Origin of the sequence: Anaerococcus sp. HMSC065G05 (genome assembly GCF_001812365.1) — a bacterium.
Taxonomy (GTDB): domain Bacteria; phylum Bacillota; class Clostridia; order Tissierellales; family Peptoniphilaceae; genus Anaerococcus; species Anaerococcus vaginalis.
Map to the genome: position 1 here is coordinate 33,878 of NZ_KV808690.1, position 24,692 is coordinate 58,569.

The 24,692-nt window shown below is 28.9% G+C and carries 22 protein-coding genes and 1 riboswitch; of the genes, 4 read left to right on the forward strand and 18 right to left on the reverse strand.

Going from position 1 to position 24,692, the window contains the following annotated elements:
- The 7 genes from HMPREF2852_RS02340 to HMPREF2852_RS02370 all read right to left on the reverse strand — a co-directional run.
- Positions 1-660: glycosyltransferase family protein (locus HMPREF2852_RS02340; protein ID WP_148130541.1), on the reverse strand; the 660-nt coding region annotated here is incomplete at its 3' end.
- 37 nt (positions 661-697) lie between these two features.
- Positions 698-1,897, reverse strand: coding sequence for an ATP-grasp domain-containing protein (locus tag HMPREF2852_RS02345; protein WP_070605762.1), 1,200 nt, complete (start codon positions 1,895-1,897; stop codon positions 698-700).
- Between the two features lie 29 nt (positions 1,898-1,926).
- Positions 1,927-2,571: a sugar transferase gene (locus HMPREF2852_RS02350; RefSeq protein WP_070605764.1), complete on the reverse strand. Its 645-nt coding sequence runs from the start codon at positions 2,569-2,571 to the stop codon at positions 1,927-1,929.
- A 167-nt stretch (positions 2,572-2,738) separates the two neighbouring features.
- Positions 2,739-3,572 carry an NAD-dependent epimerase/dehydratase family protein gene (locus tag HMPREF2852_RS02355; RefSeq protein WP_222563199.1) on the reverse strand — a complete coding sequence of 278 codons (834 nt, stop codon included), beginning with the start codon at positions 3,570-3,572 and terminating at the stop codon, positions 2,739-2,741.
- A gap of 31 nt (positions 3,573-3,603) precedes the next feature.
- On the reverse strand, positions 3,604-4,821 hold the full coding sequence (locus HMPREF2852_RS02360; protein WP_186821918.1) for a DegT/DnrJ/EryC1/StrS family aminotransferase: 1,218 nt from the start codon (positions 4,819-4,821) through the stop codon (positions 3,604-3,606).
- A complete protein-coding gene (locus HMPREF2852_RS02365; protein ID WP_070605857.1) occupies positions 4,821-6,782 on the reverse strand; it encodes a polysaccharide biosynthesis protein in 1,962 nt (653 codons plus the stop codon). Before HMPREF2852_RS02365 ends, HMPREF2852_RS02360 begins: the two co-directional genes overlap by 1 nt.
- A 147-nt stretch (positions 6,783-6,929) precedes the next feature.
- Positions 6,930-8,369 carry an LCP family protein gene (locus tag HMPREF2852_RS02370; protein WP_070605766.1) on the reverse strand — a complete coding sequence of 480 codons (1,440 nt, stop codon included), beginning with the start codon at positions 8,367-8,369 and terminating at the stop codon, positions 6,930-6,932.
- Positions 8,370-8,629: 260 nt separating this feature from the next.
- Between HMPREF2852_RS02370 and HMPREF2852_RS02375 the strand changes: the two genes are divergently transcribed.
- Positions 8,630-9,949 carry a C1 family peptidase gene (locus tag HMPREF2852_RS02375; RefSeq protein ID WP_070605768.1) on the forward strand — a complete coding sequence of 440 codons (1,320 nt, stop codon included), beginning with the start codon at positions 8,630-8,632 and terminating at the stop codon, positions 9,947-9,949.
- A 354-nt stretch (positions 9,950-10,303) separates the two neighbouring features.
- Here HMPREF2852_RS02375 and HMPREF2852_RS02380 read toward each other — a convergent pair whose 3' ends face one another.
- The 8 genes from HMPREF2852_RS02380 to HMPREF2852_RS02415 all read right to left on the reverse strand — a co-directional run bounded on the left by HMPREF2852_RS02380 (position 10,304) and on the right by HMPREF2852_RS02415 (position 16,495).
- Positions 10,304-11,698 carry a S41 family peptidase gene (locus HMPREF2852_RS02380; RefSeq protein ID WP_070605770.1) on the reverse strand — a complete coding sequence of 465 codons (1,395 nt, stop codon included), beginning with the start codon at positions 11,696-11,698 and terminating at the stop codon, positions 10,304-10,306.
- On the reverse strand, positions 11,682-12,029 hold the full coding sequence (locus HMPREF2852_RS02385) for a hypothetical protein (RefSeq protein WP_004839487.1): 348 nt from the start codon (positions 12,027-12,029) through the stop codon (positions 11,682-11,684). The genes HMPREF2852_RS02380 and HMPREF2852_RS02385 overlap by 17 nt, the downstream gene beginning before the upstream one ends.
- Before the next feature lie 17 nt (positions 12,030-12,046).
- A complete protein-coding gene (gene tsaD / locus HMPREF2852_RS02390) occupies positions 12,047-13,057 on the reverse strand; it encodes a tRNA (adenosine(37)-N6)-threonylcarbamoyltransferase complex transferase subunit TsaD (protein WP_070605771.1) in 1,011 nt (336 codons plus the stop codon).
- Positions 13,058-13,495: a ribosomal protein S18-alanine N-acetyltransferase gene (gene rimI / locus HMPREF2852_RS09970; protein ID WP_019118748.1), complete on the reverse strand. Its 438-nt coding sequence runs from the start codon at positions 13,493-13,495 to the stop codon at positions 13,058-13,060. It abuts the gene before it with no gap.
- Positions 13,488-14,156: a tRNA (adenosine(37)-N6)-threonylcarbamoyltransferase complex dimerization subunit type 1 TsaB gene (gene tsaB / locus HMPREF2852_RS02400; RefSeq protein ID WP_070605773.1), complete on the reverse strand. Its 669-nt coding sequence runs from the start codon at positions 14,154-14,156 to the stop codon at positions 13,488-13,490. The genes rimI and tsaB overlap by 8 nt, the downstream gene beginning before the upstream one ends.
- 9 nt (positions 14,157-14,165) lie before the next feature.
- Complete coding sequence (gene tsaE, locus HMPREF2852_RS02405; RefSeq protein WP_070605775.1) at positions 14,166-14,591, reverse strand: tRNA (adenosine(37)-N6)-threonylcarbamoyltransferase complex ATPase subunit type 1 TsaE; 426 nt, start codon at positions 14,589-14,591, stop codon at positions 14,166-14,168.
- A gap of 233 nt (positions 14,592-14,824) precedes the next feature.
- The gene (locus tag HMPREF2852_RS02410; RefSeq protein WP_070605777.1) at positions 14,825-15,421 is read right to left on the reverse strand and encodes an ECF transporter S component; all 597 of its coding nucleotides are present in this window, start codon (positions 15,419-15,421) and stop codon (positions 14,825-14,827) included.
- A gap of 65 nt (positions 15,422-15,486) precedes the next feature.
- Positions 15,487-15,601, reverse strand: a riboswitch (FMN riboswitch).
- Positions 15,602-15,829: 228 nt separating this feature from the next.
- Positions 15,830-16,495, reverse strand: a complete 666-nt coding sequence (locus HMPREF2852_RS02415) for a winged helix-turn-helix domain-containing protein (protein ID WP_004839493.1) — start codon at positions 16,493-16,495, stop codon at positions 15,830-15,832.
- Positions 16,496-16,883: 388 nt separating this feature from the next.
- Between HMPREF2852_RS02415 and HMPREF2852_RS02420 the strand changes: the two genes are divergently transcribed.
- On the forward strand, positions 16,884-17,831 hold the full coding sequence (locus HMPREF2852_RS02420) for a hypothetical protein (protein WP_070605779.1): 948 nt from the start codon (positions 16,884-16,886) through the stop codon (positions 17,829-17,831).
- Between the two features lie 115 nt (positions 17,832-17,946).
- Here HMPREF2852_RS02420 and HMPREF2852_RS02425 read toward each other — a convergent pair whose 3' ends face one another.
- The 3 genes from HMPREF2852_RS02425 to pepF form a co-directional block, all read right to left on the reverse strand.
- On the reverse strand, positions 17,947-18,624 hold the full coding sequence (locus HMPREF2852_RS02425; protein WP_070605781.1) for a CPBP family intramembrane glutamic endopeptidase: 678 nt from the start codon (positions 18,622-18,624) through the stop codon (positions 17,947-17,949).
- A 190-nt stretch (positions 18,625-18,814) separates the two neighbouring features.
- Complete coding sequence (locus HMPREF2852_RS02430; protein ID WP_070605783.1) at positions 18,815-19,858, reverse strand: hypothetical protein; 1,044 nt, start codon at positions 19,856-19,858, stop codon at positions 18,815-18,817.
- A gap of 105 nt (positions 19,859-19,963) precedes the next feature.
- Entirely contained in the window at positions 19,964-21,763 is a 1,800-nt protein-coding gene (gene pepF, locus HMPREF2852_RS02435) for an oligoendopeptidase F (protein ID WP_083306956.1), read from the reverse strand.
- A 68-nt stretch (positions 21,764-21,831) separates the two neighbouring features.
- Between pepF and HMPREF2852_RS02440 the strand changes: the two genes are divergently transcribed.
- Positions 21,832-23,070, forward strand: coding sequence for an aminopeptidase (locus HMPREF2852_RS02440; RefSeq protein ID WP_070605786.1), 1,239 nt, complete (start codon positions 21,832-21,834; stop codon positions 23,068-23,070).
- A gap of 780 nt (positions 23,071-23,850) precedes the next feature.
- Entirely contained in the window at positions 23,851-24,510 is a 660-nt protein-coding gene (locus tag HMPREF2852_RS02445; protein WP_070605788.1) for a DUF6198 family protein, read from the forward strand.
- Positions 24,511-24,692 lie beyond the last annotated feature (182 nt).

Consider the following 24,692-nt stretch of genomic DNA (forward strand, 5'->3'; position numbering starts at 1 on the left):
TTTTTTTTTCACGATTTTTGCAGCATAAATATATTCCTTAAGCCCCTTAGATTCCGTTATTCTTGATAAAAATAAGAATGAATTTTCATTTACAAGATCTAATTTTTTAAATTTTTCTAGATTAACACCAGAGCCACCCGTCAAAAAAACCTTAGATGTATTTTTAACTAAACCTTTATCTATAAATTCTTTTCTATCATCATTATTCTGAAAGCATATAAAATCCGCTAATCTATATGATAATTTAAGCATAGGAAGTGATATTGCTCTGACTAAATCCCATTTTAGACCTTTTAATATAAAAAGATTACCTCTTCCATTGACAACACACATTATTTTTTTTACTCCGGCTATTTTGGCTCCTAGAATCATTGATATGTGGTTTTTTATACCGTATATAATAACGTAATCTATATTCTCTTTTTTCAATTTATTTTTTATATTCAATAATGATTTTAATTCTATAAAAGGATTTGTATTATTTCTATTAGCATCTATAAATATTAATTTAGCATTGAGTTCGTTATAACATTTGTTAATTATTCCATCATTAATTAGCCCTAGATATACGTCATAACCTTTTTCATTTAAATTATCTACTAATTCTTCCCTATCAAATCCTTTAGAGCTAAATCCATTACACATTATTGCAACTTTCATTATTAAAACTCCATTTAAATATTATAAAGTTTAAATTCTAATAAAGATCTATTTTTATAAGACTTAAAGCCTTAATAACAGTTGAAATAGCTCCTTTACAATCATCTGCCTGTCCAATGACAAATCCTACTCTATCTGAACTACTTTTAATACCATTAATAATATGATCTTTACCATGAATTATTGATATTTGAATTATTCCAGGCAATTTACTTGCTTCTTCCACCCCTCTTATAGACTTAATTCTCCCATGACTTTGATCGAAATATCTTATTGCTGATGCTTTATCGTATTTTATTCTTATATCTGGTTTTTCTCCCAAAGCAATTTTTATGCAACTTTCAACCATATCAACCCCTGTAGACAAAGGAGTTAAATGGGTTGTTATGTTATCTCCTCCAAGTCTTGCTCCAATTTCTACAATTTTTGGACCATTTTGAGTGATTTTGATTTCTGTATGTGAAGGACCACTTATTATACCTATAGCTTTGTTTGCAGCAATTGTTATTTCTTTTATTTTATCTTTCATACTATCTGGTAGCTGGCTAGGTTGAGAGTGTCCCATTTCTACAAAATATGGAGCACCCGTTGTTATTTTGTCAGTAATTTGAATTATATTACATTTCCCATCTACACTGATTGTCTCTACACTTACTTCTGGTCCTTCCATAAATTCTTCAACCATTACAATCTTATTTCTAGAATTATTTTTACTATAATTATAAGCTATATTTATAGTTTTCTCGTTAAAATCAGGTAGTAATACAATACCTCGACTCCCAGAATTATCAGCTGGTTTTAAAATACATTTGTAACCTTTATCCTTAATTTTATTAACCGCTTTTATACATTTATCTAGACTATCAACTTTATAAAATAAAGGCACAGGCACGCCAAAGCTTTTTAAAGATTCACGCATTTTTGATTTATTTGTAGCTTTTATAGCCGTATCTAAATCAACACCAACTAACCCTAATTTCTTTGAAACTTTTGCAACAGTCATTATTGGCATATCACTAGCAAGAGTCATTATCGCATCTATATTATGTTTTTTTGCAGCACTCATTACAGATTCAATATCTATAGTACTAATAACTTCTTTTTTTACACCTGGTATTTTAAATCCAAGTGCATTTGAATCCATATCAACCGCAATGACTTCAAGCCCCATATCTATAGCTTTTTCTATAGCAGGAACTTGTAAAATACTAGCACCTAATATCATTATTTTTTTCATTTATATATGCACTCCAATAATTTATTATTTTAAACAAAAGTATCTTTGCTTTCCTCATAATTTCTATTTATATTCTTACGCATAATTATTGTATTTATTGTCATAAATATTATCTTCAAGTCAAAAAAAAGTGATAAGTGTTTCACGTAATAAACATCATTTTCCAATTTTTCTTTTGTTAAAACAGAATTTCTGTTAATAGCCTGATTGTAACCGGTTATACCTGGGCGCACCGTAAGAATAATTTTCTCTTCGTCCGTATATTTATCTAAGTACATCGGTGTATCAGGTCTTGGGCCAATAAAACTCATATCTCCCTTTAAAACATTTATGATTTGTGGAAGTTCATCAATACTTGTTTTTCTTGCAAATTTACCAAATTTTGTCACTCTAGGATCATCATCCCCGTTAAATGTTGAACCATCTTCTAACCTTATATCTGGAGCATTTTCTTTCATAGAACGCAACTTATACATCTTAAATGGGATTCCAAAAAGTCCAGTTCTCTCCGCTTTATAAAATAAAGGACCGCCATCTTCAATTTTTATAAATATATATGAAAATATAACAATTAAGATAACTGGTATCATCAATATTAAAGATAGCAAAATATCAAAGGTTCTCTTTGTAAACCTAAAAACTAAGCTCCCTGATAATTTAGTTTTACTTGACATATTTAAAAAGCTCCTGATATTTATTATTATCTAAGTCTTTCTTATAATCTTTCATCATTAGTTTAAAATCCGAATATTTAGGTACATAACCAAAATCATTTTTTGCCTTTTCCATTGAAAATAAATAAGAACTAGTATTGTTATTTATTTCTGGTTTATAAGTTATTTTAGATTTTTTTTTCTGGACTTGGAGCCCATATTTCTGCAATTATTTCCGCTTGTTCTTGTAAAGTAACACCACTACCTGATGTCATATTGTATAGTCCTTTAGTTTTTTCGTTGTTAATAGCAAGATAAAAAGCGTGAGCAACATCCTTCACATACGCTATATCCCTACTTAAATTTTTATCTCCAAATATACAAATATCCTTACCTTCTCTTGCATTATCAATGAAAATTTTAAGTCCAGATTTTTTTAATTCCCCATTTATATAAAGAGAATCATGAGGTCCAACACCATACACTGGTGGAAATCTAAACCAAGCATTTTTCATTCCATGTTGTTCATTATAGTATTTCATTGTATCATTTGCTGCATTCTTAGAAAAAATATATACTGCATGATCTCCTTCATATATGAAATCACGTGGTTCTTCTTCTGTTATTGTTTTTTTTCCCCAAGCACCCCTTACATCAGCGTAAGAACAAGTTGATATAACTCTATTTATATTATTTTTTCTACAATATTCAAGAACATTTATAGTCCCTATAGTATTTACTTCAAAATAATCTGCTGCATTTTCTTCATTCTCTAAATCTACATTAGAGTTTGCTGGCAACAATCCACTTAGAAGAATCACTCCATCAACATTTTCTTTAGGAAGTAAATCAAAATCTTTTTTGTTTACCAAATCTAGGTTTATATAATCTACACCTAGTTTATCATAATGCTCTTTAAATTTATTATTTCTTCCTGTTACAATTATTTCACAACCTTGTTTTAAAAATTCTTCGACTGTATAAACACCTATAAAACTTGATGCTCCTATTATAATATACATTATTAAACCTCTCTTTTAAATCATTTATAATTTATAAACTACTATTTTCAATAATATATCTATAATTTTCAATTATATAATCAACTTCCTCATCAGTAAGTTTTGTGTGAAGAGGTAGTGTTATTTCATTTTTGTAATGATTGTAGGCGTTTGGATAATCTTTTATATCAAACCCTAAATTTTTGTATGCTGTTAATAGTGGAAGTGGTTTATAGTGGACGTTGCATGCTATTCCTTTTTCTGCCATTTCTTCTATTATTTTATTTCTTTGTTCTGTATCTATTCCTGGAACTTGTGTTATATAAAGATGTCCTGATGATTTGTGATTTTTGTCAAAGTGGTTTAGACTTTTTATTCCTAATGGTCTAAAGGCTTTGTCGTATTTTTCTATTATTTCTTTTCTTCTTTTTAAAAGTGTTGGATATCTTTTTACTTGGGCGAGTCCTATTCCTGCTAATACGTCTGTCATATTGCATTTGTACCAAGGTCCTACTATATCATATTCCCATGATCCAAGTTTTGTTTTGCTTAGGGCATCTTTTGATTGACCGTGAAGGGATAATAATTGATATTTTTTGTATAGTTTTTCGTTGTCTATTCCTTCTTTGTCTTTCCATGTTGCATATCCACCTTCTGCTGTTGTGAAATTTTTTACTGCATGGAAGGAAAAATTTGAAAAATCTGCTACTGATCCTACTTTTTTTTCTTTATACTCTGCTCCCAAAGCATGAGCTGCATCTGACATTACTATTATTCTGTTGTAGGCTTCTTGAATTTCGTTGTTTGCTTTAAATAAATTTTTCTTTTCTTCTACAATTTCAAATATTTTATCGTAATCGCAAGGAACTCCTCCCAAATCTATAGGAATTATTACTTTTGTTTTTTCGTTTATGGCTTCTTTTAATTTTTCGTAGTCCATTTCTAAATTTTCTTCTTGGGTATCTACTAAAACCAATTTTGCTCCAACGTGCTCTACTACTGAGGCTGTCGCTGTGTAAGTGTAGGCGCTTGTTATCACTTCATCGCCTTCTCCAATTCCTAAAACTCTAAGAGTCATTTCTGCCGCTGCTGTTTGAGAATTTAGGCAAACTCCTATATTTGTTCCTGTAAATTCTAGCAAATCTTTTTCTAATTTTTTGGTTTTTGGTCCTGTTGTTATCCAACCAGATTTTAAAGCATCTATTACTTCATTAATTTCTTCTTCGCTAATGTCTGGTGGTGAGAATGGTATGTTCATTTTTTTTGTCATTATTTATTACCCTTTCCTATAAACGTACTTATTAAATTATTTATCGTAACAACTATATCTAATTCGTCTATATTTTCTTGGTTTATTACTTTATCCAATTTTTGGAAAAATTCTTCTCTTGAAAATTCTAATGGTCTTCCTACGGATATTCCTTCTACTTTTGTATCTGATAAAAGTTCTTCGTCCATTAGTCTTTCTTCGTATAATTTTTCTCCTGGTCTTAGGCCTGTGTATACTATTGGCATATCTATATCTGGTTTATATCCTGATAGTTTTATTAATTGTCTTGCCAAGTAATCTATTTTTACTGGCTCTCCCATATCTAGTACAAATATTTCTCCGCCTTGTGCCATTGAGCCTGCTTGTAATACTAATTTTACTGCTTCTTTTATGGTCATGAAATAGCGGATTATTTCTGGGTGGGTTACTGTTACTGGTCCACCTGATGCTATTTGTTCTTTGAAAAGTGGAATTACTGATCCGTTTGAACCTAGGACATTTCCAAATCTTACTGCTACAAATTCTGTTTTCGGATTTTTTTCTTGTAAGTAATCTTTTGGATTTATGGTGATTATTCTATTTCCATCGTTTATTGTTACTTTTGCAAGTTTTTCATATTCTTTGTTTGCTCTAATGTCATTTATTCCTTGGATTATTTTCTCGCAAACTCTTTTTGTTGCTCCCATTACTGATGTTGGATTTACTGCCTTGTCTGTTGAGATTAGAACAAATCTTTTTGCATCGTAGATTAATGAAAGTAGAGCTACTATGTAGGTTCCTCTTACGTTATTTTTTATTGCTTCTACTGGACTTACCTCCATTAATGGTACGTGTTTATGAGCTGCTGCGTGAAATATTATTTCTGGTTTGTATGTTTCGAATACTTTTTTTACTCTTGCATAGTCTCTTACTGATCCTATTAGGGTAATGAATTTTAAATCTTTATTATTTCTTTTTAGCTCTTGTTCAATTTCATAGGCGTTGTTTTCGTATATATCAAATATTATCAAAAGTTTTGGTCCGTATTGGGCGATTTGTCTACAAAGCTCTGATCCAATTGAACCTCCACCGCCTGTAACAAGAACAACCTTGTCATTTAGGTAATCAAAAGTTTCGTTTGAAAATATTTTTACTGGATCACGTCCTAATAAATCTTCTATTTGGACATCTTTCATTCCTGACATAGAAACACTTCCTGAAACTAATTGGTATATTCCAGGTAGAACTTTTACTTCGCACTTTGTGTCATTGCATATTTGTAAAATTTCTCTTTTTTGGTTTTCTTGGGCTGATGGAAGTGCTACTAATATTAGATCTATGTCTTCCTTATTTACTAATTCATTTATTGACTCTCTTCCCCCATAAATAACCGTTCCGTCAATGTATTGACCTTTTTTTTCTGGATTATCGTCAATAAATGCAACTACTTTTATGCTTGTATTTTCCTGTCTGTTTGATTTGTTTATATCTTCTTTTATTGTCTGACCAGCTGATCCTGCCCCAATTATTATTGCTTTTTTAAATTCTGGATTTTTGTCTAATAGATTATATTTTCCTTGTATAAACATTTTGTTGGCAAATCTTATCCCCACTGTAAAAGTGTATTGAATCAAAAATCCATATACAAAATATGACAATGGCATCCTTTGAAACAGAATTGAAATACCAAAAACATGAACTAATAATGATAAAGCAACTGCTTGAGTTATTTTTATTAATTCAGTATATGATGCATATTCCAAAATTATTCTGTATAGCTTGAAAGCTGAATATATAGCAATTGTTATAACTGTATTTATAAGAGCATAGTTTTCAAAAGCTTTTAAATATATCCTTGGTATTTGAATTAAACTTCCATCAAACCTTAAAAATAAAGCTAAAAAATATGCTAAGTTAATGATTATAATATCAAAAGCTAAGAGTATATATGTTTTTTTATTTATTATTTTTTTAGTATCCATTTTCATTCCTTTTATAGCTCTTCTTTTTTTACTTTTTAAATTTTCTTTATTTATATAAATACTCATAGGGTAAGACATCTCCGCTTACAATTTTTACTAAGAAAAAAATCTCAAGCACTGTATACCTTACCCTTTTAATTAAAATATTTATTTATCTGTTTTATTATTTTTCAAAATCCCATCATGAACTTGGTCAATAGATTCTTCATCTGCTCTCATCATGTATAAATTACTTCCAGGCATTAGGTATGATGGTAGTCCTGGTTCGCTTGTTCCTGTTACTGCTTGGCTTTTTATTTTCCAGTCTTTGGCATCATCTATTTGCCCATTTACTAATTCTATCATTTTATCATAAGGCATATTTGTATTTACTGAATCAAGTGCAACTTCTGCAATCGAATTGAAATTCAAAAGTGTTTCTGTTGACAATAATTTTCTTATAATTCCTGTCATTACTCTCACTTGATTTTTTCCTCTATCAAAATCTCCCTCTGCAAGGTGGTACCTTTCTCTTGAATATGCTAAAGCCATATCTCCATCCATGTGAATTGTACCTTGTGGGAAATATTTGCCACCATTGGTTTCAAAAGCAACAGGATTTTCAACATCTACTCCACCCAATAAATCTATTAGTTTTGTAAGAGTTGTGAAATTTACTTTTGCGTAATAGTCTATATTTATATCAAGGAAATTTTCCAAAGTTTTTATAGAAGTGTCTACTCCAAATAAACCTGCGTGAGTTAATTTATCATTTGCATAATCTCCCATTCCAGCTATATTTACATAGGTATCCCTTGGAATTGTTGTTATTAAAATTTTTCCTTTTTTAGGATTTACACTTACTATTAAATTCACGTCAGATCTTGATACAGTTGCAAGATCTCCATAAGTGTCTATTCCTGAAATATATACATTAAAACTTTGATCTTTTTCAACTTCATTGTTTTGATTTAATTTTTGATCTCCCTTAACAGAATAAGATTTTAAAACTCTAGTTTTTTGGCTAAATCCTTCAATATTATCATCTAACATTTCCCTGAAGCCTTCATTTAATAAAACAGCTTGAACATTTCCATTAATTAAGCTGTTACCTAAAGTTAAATAATCTCCCAAGTCTTCAACATTTAAATCATCGCCATTTTCTTTTTTGAATTTTTCTAAAGCTTGTTTAACATTTTCTTTGTCCACTTGCTTAGCTATGGCAACCTGATTTTCATTCAAATCATCCAATGTTTCAATTGGAGATTCTTTCAAAACAACAAAAGACATTTTTGTTTTGATTACTTCTTTTTTCTCATTTATTTTTTGAACAGTTTGTATTGAAGTACTTGCGTAAGAAATAAATAAGCCTTCCACTGCACTTACAAACAAAAGTACAATTATAAAAAAGGCTTTAATCGGCTTGCCAGCCTTTTTTCTTTTGAAAATCAACAAAGAAAATCCAAAAATAAGTAAAAATATAAGTCCCAAAACTATAAACCTATATTTCACTGGCAAAATGCTATATTTATTTAAAAAATAAAAAAATATTATGTACACAATAGTTGATAAAAAAATTGAAATTTTAGATATTAAGTTTTTAAACATATCTTCGGAAAATTCTCCTTACATTTAAAATTTGTAATTATTCTCAAACAATGATATAACAACTTGTAGCATTTGTCAATAATAAAGCACTTCAAACATTTAAATTTTGCGATTTTCATAACTTTTAAAATTGATTTTTAAAAGTTCTTTTATAATTTTTCAAATTAACAAATAAAACTTCTTACTATTATTATAAAAACAAGTTATTGTCGTTTTTTGCTTTGTTGAAAGTATAATATTTCCAAAGAAAGAGGTGACCTATGATATTAGATGAAAAAATATTTAAAGAATTAGAGAAAAATTATGAAAAAGATCCTAAAAATAAAGTTATTGAAAATGCCATTTCAAATATGGGGATAATGGAGGCTTCTTTAAATAAAAATATTATCAACAAACATGATTTTATTTTTTCTAACGAAGTTGAAACTAAAGATGTTACTAATCAAAGAAAAACTGGCAGATGTTGGATGTTTGCAGGTCTTAATATGATTAGGATGCACATTGCTAAAAAACTTAATATGGAAAAATTTGAGCTTTCTGAGTCTTTTTTGTATTTTTATGACAATATGGAAAAAACAAATTTGTTTTTGCAAAGGGTTATTGATACAAAAGATTTGGATATTAAAGATAGAAAAGTTGAAGATGTTTTTTATTCCACTCCAGAAGATGGTGGCTATTTTGAATTTTTCTATTATTTGATAAAAAAATATGGAATTGTGCCAAAAACAAATATGGGCGAACTTTTCCATACAGAGGAATCTTCTTTTATGTTTTATACCTTGGAAAATGCCCTCAAAAAAATCGCTATGGATATTAGAGCTACGGATGACGAAAAAGAAATTGAAATTTTAAGAAAAAAAGGTCTATCATATTCCTACAATATTTTTGTAAAATCCATTGGAAAACCTGTTGAAAATTTTGATTTTAAATACTATGACAAGGACAACTCTTACAAAATCGAAAAAGATATGACGCCAAAGAAATTTTTTGACAAATATGTAGGAGATTTTTTTGATGGAAAAATAAAATTATTAAATGATCCAAGACATCCTTACAATAGGATTTTGGTTGATAAAAACGCAAAAAATGCAGTAGATTTGCCAGAGCTTGTTGGAATTAATGTTGACATGGATACAATGAGTAAATCTGCTCAAAAATCCATAAAAAACAATGAAACAATGTGGTTTGCTTGCGATGTCGACATAGATAAAGACAGAGAAAGCGGAGTTATGGATGAGAATTTATTTAATTTCGAACAAACTTTTACCAATTTTGACAAAATGACAAAAGCTCAAAGAATTAATTCTAGATATTCTTCAGCTTGTCACGCAATGAATCTTACAGGCTTTGACAAAAAAGATAAAGACGTTAAATTTTGGAAAATTGAAAATTCATGGGGAGAAGATAATGGACACGATGGATATTTTTCTATGACTGACAAATGGTTTAGGGAAAATACTTTCGAGTTAATAGTCGACAAAAAATATTTAACCAAAAAAGTTTTGTCTGCCTTTGATAAGGAAAAAATCTATTATGATGAGTTTGACCCGATGTATAAAATGCTAAAAAATATAAAATAAAATCTTTGAAAAATAAATTTACAAAGCTGGGCTTAATACAAATAAAAAACCCAGCCTAAGCTGGGAAAATAAAGAAGAACGTTATACGGTATAAAATAAATAAGTCCGGGATTAAACAAAGTTCAACTTTATAAAATTTACAAAAGTAGTATTACTTCTTGTAAAAAATTATACCCCAGCAAATCGAAAAAGCAAGCGAAAACGATTTTTTGATAAATTAAAATTATCTTTTGCTTATGTTTTAATATTATTTTTAAATTTAATTTATTTTGAGCGATTTCAGTTTTTAATTAAATAAAAAAGTGACTGATGCAAAACTATGATTATTCATAATTTTGCATCAGCCACTTTTATTTATTCCTCAATTTTTTCCAATTTTTTTATTGTATCTATTGATTCGTTTAAACTTTCTGTGTTTATGTCTGGGTTTGTTTTTTCTTCTTCGTTTATCATTCCGTCTGGTGCGTAGCCTAGGGTGTTTGTGTAGGTGAAAACTAAGCCGGAATTTGGGCATACGTCATTTATTAAGCCAAGTGTTACTCCATCGCCTCCGGTTTTTTTCCCTACTAATTTTGCAATTTTTGCGTTTTTGCAAAAATTTGCCATTCCTTCGGCTGCTGAATATACTCCTTCGTCAACTAATAAATACAAATCTCCTTTAAATTTATTTTTTTTCATTGGAGTGATTTCTATTTTGTCTTTGCTATAATATGAAAAATCTTTTAAATCTTCTTTGTGTTCAAGCTCCATTTTTTCTATATTTACATTTGAAATATCTTCAAAGCCAAGCTCTTCGCTTTCTAATAATAGTTTTGTTCTCATTCCATCTTTAAAAAACATGTGGTTGTTTACGGAAATTTTTTTGTCTATGAGTCTTGGCAAAAGATATTCTTGCCAATATTCTATATTCCCACCGGAATTTTCTCTGATGTCTATTATTATTGTTTTTAAATCTTGATTTTCTTCTAAAAATTTGTCTAATTTTTTCATATCTTCTGAAAGTTCATATTCTGCTAGCATTTCTTTTATTTTTATTAGTCCCAAACTTGGTGCTAGCATTTTTACTTCCATATTTTCGCTGGAATTTTCTGTGTATAGGGATCTTCTCCTGATTTTTTTCCTGTCAGCTTTATTTGATTGGACTCCATCAACTCCGTATCTATCTCTTACGCTTTCTTTGTTCAGTGTTAAAAATTCGTAATACATTGACGGATCGGCCCAAAAATGTGAATAGTATTCTAAGGTTTCTTCTACGTAATCTTTTTGTGCAATTGTTGCGTGGTCATTGTGCAAATCTTCCATTATTTTTCCCATGGTGTTTGTAAATTCTTGGTCGTTTTTGCAAAATTTTATTTCGCTTAAATATTTTGAATAATTTGCCAAAAAGTCAACTCCATATTGCCTTTTCAAAACTCCAAAAAATGGATAATTATCTCTAATTTCATTAAAAAGATAATTGAAATCTTCTACCATTTCTTCTTGGCTTAATTCTTTTTTTTCTACCTTATTTTCAAAAACTAATTTGCATGGCCCATCTAATTTTTTATACCATGCCATATAGGCTTCTATTGATTTAAATTCATCAATTTTATCTGGATTTATTTTTATTATTTTCTTCTCTTTTGGCTTTTTTTCTGAAATCAAACTATCTCTTCTTTTTTCTAGATAGTTTATTCTCCTTTGAGCGCATGATGAAAATAAAATAATAATCGCCAAAAATAAAATACTTATTTTACTTTTTTTCTTCATCAAGTCCTCCATTTATAACCCAATCTCTTTTTTTTATTTCGTATAAAAAGGGAAGAATTCCTATTGGATTTATTAATGAAAAAGCCATTATCATCAAAAGTTTAAAGTAAAGTCCTTTTTTTTCATTTCTCAAAATAGAAGCTGTGCTTTTGTTGTTGGTTTTTATTAAATATATTCCTCTTAAAAGCAAAAATATTCCACCAGCTATTTCAAAACCTTCTTTATAATATATGCCAAAAGCGAAAACGCAAATTGCAGACAAAAAGTAAAGAAAGTATGCTATTTTATTTTTTGTATTGTATGTTTTTAATTTTGTAATTTCTCTACTCATAAGTCTATTATATCAAATTAAAGTCCTAAATTTGGATACACTTTCAAATAATTATCAGACCTTGCTCCAGCTTTGTAATTTAAATATCCTGCCATAGCAATCATTGCCGCATTATCTGTGCACAAAATTATATCTGGATAATAAAATTTGACTCCCCTTTTTTCACATTCTTCTTTTAATCTTTCTTTTAATCTAGAATTTGCAGCAACTCCTCCTGATACTGCAAATGTATTTAATCCTGTTTCATCTATCAATCGCATAGATTTTTCTACCAAAACATCTACAACAGCTTCTTGAAAACTTGCTGCCAAGTCTGCCTTGTTTATTTCTAAATTTTTTTGATTTTGGTGGTTCATATAATTTAAAACTGAAGTTTTTAAACCAGAAAATGAAAAATCGTAAGAATTTTTTTCAAGCATAATTCTTGGAAAATCAATCGCATCCTTGTTTCCTTCTTTTGCAAGTTTATCAATTTTTGGTCCGCCTGGATAACCAAGGCCTATTGATCTTGCAATTTTATCGTAAGATTCTCCAGCAGCATCATCTCTTGTTGTTCCAATTATTTCATAATCTGTATAGCCATTTACTTTTACAAGATAAGTATGACCTCCACTTACAACCAATGAAATAAATGGTGGCTCTAGGTCTTTATTTGACAAATAATTTGCGCAAATATGTCCTTGCATGTGATTTGTTCCAATCATTGGAATATTTGCTGACAAAGAAAGAGCCTTTGCCGCAGAAATTCCTACCAAAAGTGAGCCAATAAGTCCAGGACCTTTGGTAACAGAAATCAAATCAATATCGCTATAAGATAAATTTGTATCCAAAAGCGCCTTTTCAATCAAAGGATTGATTGCCTCAAGGTGTTTTCTTGATGCAATTTCTGGCACAACTCCTCCAAATATTTTATGTATATCAATTTGTGATGATATTAAATTAATCAAAACTTCCCTGTCGTTTTTCAAAATAGCAACTGAAGAATCGTCACAAGAAGTTTCAATTCCCATTGTATAAAAATCTTTCATCTAATCCAATTCCTTTAACATTATATAAGCATCTTCGTGAACTCTAGCATAATAATTTTCCCTAAGTCTAATTTTTTCAAAACCAAATTTTTGGTAAAGATTTATAGCTGGAAAATTTTTTGTAGAAACTTCTAGCCAAATTTTTGAAACTTTTAAACTCTTTGCAAAATTTATCATGTGTTCAAGCATAAATGATCCGATATTTTGCCCACGATATAATTCATCAACTGCTATTGTATAAATTTCAATTTCATCCAAAATTTTTGAAATTATATAAAAGCCTAGAGTTTCTCCATTTTTTTCATATACAAAACACTCTTTGTGCTTATTTTTTTCAATATCATTTATAAGATCTTTTTTGGGCATAGGCCTATAAAAAGCACTAGATTCGATTTTATAAACCTTATCCGTATCTCCTACAGTCATTGTCCTAATCATTTTTCTTTTCTCTATCCCTTTCCGCTTGCGATTTTCTCAAATAATTTGGCACAAGCTTATAAAGATCATAGTCCTCATCTTTTTTCAAAAGAGCAAGCTTACACAAATTTTTTCCAATACAAGAATTATAAGAAAAATCCAAAATTCTTGCCCTAGGAAATTTGTCCTTATATTTTTCACCAACTTCCGAAACTAAATCAAAATCTACATTTTTTTCATTACAGAGTTTTGAAAAATCATCTATATTATATAAATCTTCCTTAACAATTTCATTCATATTTTCATCATACATTGCCCCATAAACTCTTTTTCCCCTTGCATCAAGCATAGAAGCCTTAAAAGAATTCGAAGAAGAATTTAAGGCAAGAGCCTTTAAAGTTGAAACTGGAATTAATTTTTTATTTCCAACTTGGGCAAAAGTCTTTGCAATTGTCATTCCAATTCTTAAACCCGTAAAAGATCCCGGTCCTTGGCTAATGGCAAAAATATCAATATCAGAAAGCTTTAGTCCCAATAGATTTAATAAAGTTTCAATCATTGGCACAAGCGATTCCGAATGAGTTTTTTCTTGATTTACATTAAAATCCCCAATGATTTTTTCATCTTCTACAACAGTTACAGTAGAAATCATAGTTGATGTATCAATTCCTAAAACTCTCATTAAAATCTCCTAATCTATAAATTTCACGCTAATTTCCCTAGCGTTTTCATCAATTTTTTCTATATTAACTTCAATCATATCATCTGGAAGATAGCCTTCTGCCTTTTCTGCCCATTCTAAAAATGTTACAGCATCCTCTGGGTAAAGATAATTTTCAAAATCTATGTCTAAAATTTCATCAGGACTTTCAAACCTGTAAAGGTCTAGATGATAAATCGGAAAATCTTCCCCTTGCTTTTCTCCATTATAAATATTTACAAGAGCAAAAGTTGGAGATGAAGTATTAGAAATCCCAAAATATTTGCAAACAAAAGAAGTAAAAGTAGTCTTCCCACTACCCATTTCTCCAATCAAATTTATAACTTGGCCCTTTTTCAATTTTTTAGAAAAATCAAAAGCAAAATCTTCCATTTCTTTTAAAGAATTAATTCTCATAAAAACTCCTTCTAATCTATTATACTACAAAAGTTTAATTTGAAGCTTTTTGTAAGATATATTATAGTCTAAAATAAAAAAATTCCAATGATTTTTAAGGTAAAAATAAAATTCTATCTATCTCCAAAAATAATAATAGAGATCTCTTTTATTAAATTTATAAAGTAATAAATTTCAGCTTCCAGAAAAAAACAAAAAACAGACCACAAAGTCTGTTTTTAAAATTTAAAATATTATTTTCTATCGTGCAAAATTCCTGAAACGTGTTTGTATAATAATTTTGTTACTAAAATTTCTATTGAACCTTTTATCAAATTAAATGGAACAATTGCAAAAATCATCATAGTAAAATAAGAATTTACTAAAGTATTTGTTTTGTGTGCCATAGCTACAAAGGCGCTCATTTCTACTCCCATTGCTTTTCCGTAAAGTGGAAAAATTACAAAAGCATTTGATAAAGTTGCTGTAAGTGTCATAATTAACATTCCGCAAATCATAGCTATAGTTGCATTTTTTTTGGTTTTTTTCCTTTTATATATACTTGCTGATACAAATACAAAAAGTCCTCCGACTATAAAATTGGAAATTTCTCCAACGCCACCTGTGCTTGTCTTGCTCAAATTCAAAATATTTTTAATAAGTTGAATTAAGACTCCATACAAAGGCCCCATCGAAAATCCACCAATAAGAGCTGGCACATCTGCAAGGTCAACTTTCATAAAAGGTGGTGCAACTGGAATTGGAAATTGAATAAACATAAGTATGAAACTCATGGCTGAAAGTATTCCAACTTTTACTAAATTTCTTAATTTTTTTTGATCATGACTCATAAAATCCTCCTAAAATTCGGCATAAAAAAATGCCCTTTCAGGGCTAAATAATTTCTCATAAAAAAGAATATCTTCTCTCATCCAGACTATAACTGTCGGTATGGGAATTTCGCCCATTCAGTAAAAAACTCGCAGACTTTAACTGCCGGTTAGGAATCAAACCTCACCCTGAAGATATTTATATAATATCACAAAATAATTTGTGGCACAAGATAATCAATATCAATTTTATTTTTTTATTTGAATTTGAAAATCTCTAAATTTTTTCAAAAAAATAACCCATCTAACAAAGTATAAAAATGCCAAAATTTTCTAATTTTGAAATTTTTATACCTCTCCCGCTAGTTAGATTTGGGTTATTTTAAATTATTCATATTCTATATTATAAAAATCATTGTATAAATCGGGCTAATTTCCTATTTCACAAGATTCTAAAATCCATTCGTATCCTTGTCCTCTTACTGTTTTAATTGGTTCAAGTTTTGCTTTTTTAAATTCTTTTCTGATTTTTCTAACATGCTCTCTAACTGATCTGTCTGTTGTTTCAATTCCCATTTTAGACATTTCTTTTACAATAATTTCTTTTGAAACTGGTCTGTTCATATTTTTTATTAGAATTGTACAAAGACTAATTTCAGATTTTGTAAGATCTAAAATTTCATTTCCTATCCTAAAAATCCCATTGTCCACTTCAATTGAACAAAAACCAAAAGAAATAATTTTGGAATTGTTAATTTCTTCGACCTTTTTCAAAGTATATTTTATAAATTCATCTCTTGAATAAGAATGAATTACAAAATCCTTGTCGTCAATTTTTGCTTCATAGGGACTTTTTTTGTACCTATCTGTAAGATAAATTACCGGAATATTTGTAGTTTGTTTTATGTACTGGATAAGCTCAATACACCTAGTATGAGTCATATCCACTAAAATTAAATCAAATTCCGACAAATCATCTTCAAGAATAATGTCTTCAAAATTCTCATATTTTTTTACAACAACTTCGTTCTCATCAAATTTAGAGTTGAGCAAGTTAGAAATCCCATTTTTGTATTCCATCGATGCAATTTTCATAAGATCTCCTAACTTTTAAATATTATCACGTTAATTTGTAATAATTTCACTCATTACTATTATATAGAAAATTCTTGCAAATATCAATATAAATATTCACAATTATTATATAATTATTAAAGCTTTGAAAAATATTTTAAAATCGCTCATTTCAAACAATTTAAAATTTTTCAAAATTATTTTAAATTTTCCGAAATTTATTTTACCTCATTTTTCTTTTAAATTCCAATATTTATTTTATATGATTATTTGATTGTTTTCTGTAAGAAATTCTTTCAATAAATTATAAGATAAAAAATTTCAGAAAAATTTCTTGAATTATGATATAATAATATGTATAAATTATGTGGATATTTTCCCGTTATATTTTATTATTAAGGAGGAAGTTATGACAAAAAAACAGGGAAAACTTGCTGTCTATATTGGACAAATTATTACTAATTCATTATTGGTACTTTATTTGGGAATGATTTTGGCAAATATGAAATCATTTTCAGACATTTACGAATCAATTGAAAACGGCGCAGGCAATATTGAAGATTTTTTAAGCCAAATGGAATTTGCTATTTTTGAATATCTTGGAAAATTCAAAAATATAATTCAATACATAGGATTTATCAAATTTTTATTTTTTGTAAATCTAGTTTTGTTGATTGCTGGAATTTTTATTTTTAAAGAACAAATTAAAAAATATATTTTCTCAGCTGCTGGAACATTGGTTTTATTAATATCTTTTATTACAATTTCTCCATTGATGGAATTTGTTAAAGTAGTTAAAGCAAATATTATGGCAATTAATTTCTCAAATCCAGACTTGGGAGCAATCGAAGGAAGTTTTGCAAACATTAGTCAAGCTTTACAAAATTTAGCCAATGATTTTGACCCACAAAAAGCAAAATTTGCTAAATTTTTGGTAATTTTGGCAATAATTTTATTTGTTGTTTCAATAGTATCCTTTGCTCTTGCAATTAAAAATAAAGAATATGATAATCTTTCAGATTTAAATACAGACGCAAAAAATAATCCTAACAATTCTTTAGAAAATGACAAACAAAACCAAACAAAACCAAGCGAAGAATTAAAAGAAGAAGTTAAATGTGAAAAAACAAATGAAAATATAAAAGAAGAAGAAAACAAGAGTAAAAAAGAAAAAATTTCTGAAAAATCTGATTTAGCCAAAGATACAAAAGAAAAAGAAAATAAAAATAAATCCACAAAAGATAAGAAAAATCAAGAAAAAGACAAAAATACAAAATCAAAAAATGATGACATAATAATCAAACGTGGCGCTTACGACTTTTCATCTGGTTTCAAAAAAAATAATATCGAAGAATAAAAACTAGAAAATCCACAAGAAAATAATAAATAAAAATTTACAAAAAAAGGACTGTTTCAGAATAAAAAAATCATTCAATCTTGCAACCGTCCTTTTTTATTTAATATTTTAAAAATTAAATAGCGTAATATAAAATCACACTTGACAATAAATTCCAACAAATATGAACAAAAGCCGATAATTTCAAATTATTTGTCAAAAATCTTACCATAACAAGTACAAAACCTATTGAAAAATATACCAAAAAACTATAAATATCAGTTGGAAGATGGGCAAGAGAAAAACAAACATTCGCCAAAATAAGAGCGAAAAAATCCTTAAAATCCTGATCACGTCTTTTGAAAATATTTCTAAAAACACCAGGAAGATATTCCCTAAAAGTATATTCTTCAACAATAGGTCCCAAAAAAACTATATGAGCAAGAAGAGCTGGAGAAAAATTTCTCCTAAGCATAGACTCAATCGCCTCTTGATTTTGAGGATTTGAAATATTTTCCCCAAAAGCTAATTCAATCAAAAAAGACAAAGTATAAATTGCCACAAGAGAAATTAAAATCACTTTTAAATTTGCAAAAAATCCCCCAGACAATTTAAATTTCCTATAAAAAATAAGAAAAAATAAAAAAGCCACAAGAAGATAAGCCCCAGTAATAATATAAAGCAAAGACTTGTCCACGCCCCTAATCAAAATACTATAACTTGCAGGCAAAGCTCCAAACAAAGTCAATAATAACAAAAAAATAAATTTAATTATCCCATAATTCCCAGTAAATCTTTTAGATAAATATTTCATAAAATTCCTTTCTACATATATGTATTTATATACTTACCCAAAATAATAGGAATTTAAAATTTACAATAAGGAAGAAATAAAAACCCATCAAGTGAGAAATATTTCTCTATGCGTACCAATCCAAAGAGATCCCTCCACTTCGGTCGGGATGGGCAATAGCTGTTTTATTTAATTGCTGAATCCTTAAATTTTACTTATTTTCAGACTTTTTTATATTTTCCCTTATATGATCAAATTCTTCTTCACTCACAAATTTTCTTAAATTTTTTGAACTTATCATTCCACTTTGATTTGGAAAATGATAGAAAAACTCATTTCTAATTGTTGTCATGTATTCTCCAATGGCTTCCTGTGTTATCTTCTTATTGTTTAATTCATATAAAGAATAAATTAATCTTTTTTCCCAATTACTATAGCTTCTAAATATAAAAATAGGTTTATTGGAATTTTTATTATTTTTATATTTTCCTATTCTGTACCATATGATATAACAAGCAAATAAGCCAACTTCTGATTTTAGAATATCATTACTTATCGTGCTAGCGTTTTTAGATCTAAATGGACATAATTCCATATTTACAATTTTATCTGTATATTCTAATTTACTTTTAACTGTCTTATCAATTAATTTATCAAAATAATTATCAATATAGTATGTCCCTAATCCAGGGTTTTTCAATTCTTTTGTTAATGTAGATTCATTACTTATTATTAAGTTTTTAAGTTTTTCTATATTAATTTTTCTTTTTTTATCATCATTTTTCCACTCTTTATAAGAATTGATAATTCTCCAAAATTCATCATCTATAGGGTCTTTTTTATCTTCTAATAGTGGTGGTTTTGTATAATAATCTTCTAAGCTGCATATTTTAGCACTTTCCTTTTTTGAAGATTCACTTTTATAAATCAAATTATTATCCGTTATACCTATAACATTTGGATTAAATAAACATAAATATATAGAGCCATCTTTGTAATTTCCATGAACATGAGAAGGTAATCCGTAATGGATATTAGCAATTTTATCCTTATCTTCAACATTTTTCTTTTTATCTATACCATTTAATTTTTCTACCCAAGAAAAATCAGAATCATTTTTTTCTAAGCTTTCAAAAAATTCATCGAAAACTTCTTCTAATTTTATATTTTTATAAGGATTCTTCTTATCAAGCTTAGTCTCTGAAAAATTTGTTAAACTATCATTTAAAACATCATTTATGTCTTTATTTTCCATAATCCCCTCCAATTTTTTCTTATTCTATTTCTACCCCAAAAAATCAAAAAAAGGAAGAATTATCTCCTTCCTTTGTTTTTTAATACTTTTTATTTTTAAATTATTTTATTTATACAAACCAAGCTTCTCACAAAGCTCATCTATTTGGTCAATTATTTCTCCTATAAATTCAATGGTTTCTTCTAAGGCTTTTGTATTTGTCATATCTACTCCAGCTTTTTTGGCAAGGTCCATTGGGCTTAGGGTTGAACCTAGGTTTAAAACTTCTCTCCAATTTTTGATGTCTTCTTCGTTTCCATTTATTATTTTGTCGGAAACTTTTGTTCCTATTGTAAGTCCTGCTGAATAGGTGTATGGATAAAGTCCCATGTAATAATGTGGTTGGCGCATCCATGTTAGGTCAGCTCCTTCTACAAGTTTCACATCTTCTCCCCAAAATTCTTTTAATTTTTTATTAAAAATTTCTTTGAAATCTCCTGCTGTAAGGCTTTCTCCCTTATCGATTCTTTGGTAAACTTCTCTTTGGAAAGCTGCTTCTAGAAAATGGGTTACGAAATTGTGGTAGTAGGTTTTTGAAATCATTGTATCCAAAACCCACAATTTTTCCCTATCGTCCTTGGCATTTTTTAGTAAATATCTTTCCATAGTTATTTCATTTGCTGTTGATGGACTTTCTACAAAATACATTGAAACATCTGTGTTTATTGCATCTTGGTTTTTATTTGTATTTTCAAAATGTCCAGCATGTCCCAATTCGTGAGCAAGGGTCATAACTTGGCTCATATCCTTGTTGTAGGTTGTCATTATATATGAATGAGACCCATAAGGTGTATCGCAAAATGCTCCGGTTCTTTTTCCTTCGTTTTGAGCATAATCAATCCACCTATCGCTGAAGGCTTTTTTGAGCATTTCTACATAATCATCTCCCAAAACTTTAAGCCCATCGATTATATAATCTCTCGCCTCTTCGATTTCAATTTCTTTTGAAAAACCAGAATCAATTGAAAGTTTCAAATCGGCATAGGTCATCTCGTCAAGTTTGTAAACTTTTTTCAAAATATTTGCATATTTTCTCATGTGTTTTGGAAGTTTTTCCATTATTGTATCAATATGATTGTCGTAAATTTCTCTTGGAATATCTTGATAATCCAAAAGCATATCGATTACTGAATCATATCCTCTTAAATTTGCAAGGATTTTTTCATTATTTATGTGGGTATTATAAATTGCCCCGTTTCCTGATTCATAGCGAGAAAGTGCCTCGTGATAATTTTTGAAAGCTTCCCTTCTAATTTTTGTATTTTTATCAGTTTCGTAATATTCTTCAAAAGTATTGTGATTTAATGGAATTTCCTTTCCATCAATTTTAATATCATCAACTTTTATATCCCCATAACGCAAAGAAGCATATTCTCCGTAAGGCGCATCAAAAGTTGGAGATAATTTTGAAATAACTTCTTCAGCCGCCTCATCCAAAATATGGTCTTTTTTCTCCAAGGCTCTTTTTAGATAATAATCATAATCTTTGTGGTTTTCTCTCACTTCATTTATGATTTTTTCATCAATTTTTGTCAAAAGTCCATCAAAAAAAGTTAAATTTGCAGAGATTTCGCTCGCCTTTGAACCAAAATTTGCATATCTTTTTTGTGGATGTGGATCATTGGCATCAACTTCTGTAGAAATCCCTGCAAAAGATCCCAACCTGTGCATGGCACCGTAAATTTCAGACAAGTCTTTTAATCCCTTATATAATTTTTCAGAAGAATCTATTTCCTTGTAAGTTTTTTTGAAATTTTCGCTTGCCTTAATTGTTTTATCAAGTTCTTCATAAAATTTTTCATCATTTTCAAATAAATCTTCCAATTTCCATGTTTCTTTTATATCAACTTCATTTCTTTTTACCATAATATCCTCCATTTCTAAATTTTATTATACCATCACAATATAGTATAATGAAAAAAACGGAGGAAAATATGACAGTAAACAAAAATAAATTAGAAAATTATGCCAAACTTGCAGTTGAATTCGGTGTAAATGTACAAAAAAATGAAGACGTTTTGATAAATTCTTCCTTGGAAGATCCTACTCTTGCAAGACTTATTGCAAAATATGCCTACCAAAAAGGCGCAAGACTTGTAAGTATTAATTGGAAAGACGAAGAGCTTACAAAATTAAAATATACCTACGAGACCCAAGAAACTTTAAACGAAGTTCCTGATTATATTATTGAAAAAAATATCTACCAACTTGAAAAACATAGGTCAAATAGGATTTCAATAATTGGCGATGACCCAGATTTATTAAAAGATTTGGACCAAAAAAAGATAGCAGAAGCGGTCAGAGAAAATTCTTTGAAATTAAAAGATTTTGTAAAATATACTATGAACGATATGGTTTCATGGCTTGTAATTGCCTACCCAACCAAAAAATGGGCAAAGAAAATTTTCCCAGACCTTACCGAAGAAAAAGCAGTAGACAAATTATGGGAAGTAATTTTTGATGTGAGCCGTGTTGATGAAGATTGGGAAAAAACCAAAAAAAATTGGAATGACCATATTTCTTTATTAAATGAAAAAGCAGAATTTTTAAATTCTCATCAATTTGATGAAGTTCATTACTCATCAAAAAACGGAACAGATTTAAAAGTAAAATTGCCAAAAAATCACATTTGGATGTCAGCTTCATCAAAAAATGAAAAAGGCGATTTGTTTTTGCCAAATATTCCAACAGAAGAAGTTTTCACCTCACCACAATTTGACGGAGTTGATGGAAGGCTTGTTGCTGTAAAACCACTCGTTTACAATGGGGTTATAATAAATAATTTTGAATTTACATTTGAAAATGGAAAAGTTGTAGATTTTAAGGCAGAAGAAGGCTACGATACATTAAAAGAAATGTTAGAATCAGATGAAAATGCAAAATATTTGGGAGAGATTGCCCTAGTTCCTTACGAATCTCCAATTTCAAAATCAAATATTTTATTTTTTAACACCCTATTTGACGAAAACGCATCATGCCACTTTGCCCTTGGAAAAGCCTACCCAACAACTATAAAAGGCGGAACAGAAGTTGAAGACAAGGACCTACACAAAATCGGCCTAAATGATTCCCTAATCCACGAAGATTTTATGGTAGGAGCAAAAGATTTAAACATAAAAGCCTACAAAGACGGGGAAGAATTTGATGTCTTTGTTGATGGAAATTGGGCGTAAAATATTTTATTTTGAAAAATGATTAAATATAGAATAATAGATTAGTATGTAAGTAGCTTATTTCTTGAGTATTAGACAAAGTAAAAGTAAATTATATTCTAAAATTAATCCAGAGATCTCATTTTTAATGTAAGCATAAAATTATAAATAGCTTAGAATTTGAAAATTATATAATTAGAACATATTGAAATTAAAATAAAAACTTATATAATAATATTGAGCATGGTACCGAGTTATATCCATGACCAAACAAAAAGACAGGAGCAGCCACTCCTGTCTTTTTTTGTGCTAATTATCGTGTTTATAATAGCTGTCTAGCCACTTGATAATATAATGAGCTATTACATTACCTACGACAGATATTAAAATGGTACCGAGCTTTTCCATAACCTCACCTACCAACTGTTACCAGTTTGGGTACGATAACATCTTTATTATATCATTTTGTTTATTATTTTATTTTAAATTCTAAGCAAAAACCCTAAAACTTTACAATTTACAAAAACAAGGTATTATAATATTCGAAGAACTGTTGTAAAACGGTGGTTGCCGGTTTTTTATCGGTAGTTTTTATCTGATTCGTGGAAGTTGAACCTTGCCAAATAAGTGCCTGATGTGGGATTTATTTGACCTTAAATTCTTCTATAAGCTCAGAGTTTTTACAAGAAAAAATAATCTAAACAAAAAAGCATCAACACCAGCCGAAGATTGCGCGATTAGTTATTACTAAGACAGCAGTCTTTTTTGTTTTGCTAATCGCCAGATTAGGAGTGAAAATTTATGCTCAGAAAATTTCTGAGAAGTTTAGAAGTTACGAAAAAAGAATTTTTGATTATTTCCCTTGGTTGTTTAGTTATGGCATTTGGAGTAATAAATGTCCATGAACAAGCACAAATAACCGAAGGAGGAGTTTTGGGACTTGGCTTATTTTTGAAAAAAGCCTTAAATATGAATCTTGCCTACACCACACCAATTTTGGATGGGCTATGCTATATTTTAGGATTTTCAATGCTTGGAAGAATATTTTTAAAAAAATCAATTGTAGCAACAATAATGTTTGCAGTATTTTATTGGATTTTTGATTTTATTGGACCAGTAATTCCAAGTCTTTACGATATGCCATTAATGGCAGCAATATTTGGTGGAATATTTATAGGATGTGGCTGTGGAATAGCAGTTACAGCCGGTGGATGTGCAGGAGGCGATGACGCCTTGGCAATGACAATTTCCAAAAAAACAAAATGGCCAATATCAAGAGCTTACCTATTTACAGATTACGTAGTTCTTGCCCTTTCTTTAATATACATCCCAATGAACCACCTAATATATTCATTTTTGACAACAATTATCTCATCATTTTTGATTGGACAATTCGAATTAAAAATGGAAATTCCAGCCTGGCAAGTATGCCAAGGAAATTTAAATCATGCAAAATCTTAATTTAAAAAGGATATTTCAAAGTATCAAGTATTTTGAAATATCCTTTTTTATATAAATTTATCTTTCGCAAGGACTTTTCTTATTTTTTTCTTTATATACACACTTTTATCCTAGATTTTTTTAATTAATGAGATCTCTCCGCCCCCCTCTTGACGATAAATCGGGATAAACAACCGAAACGG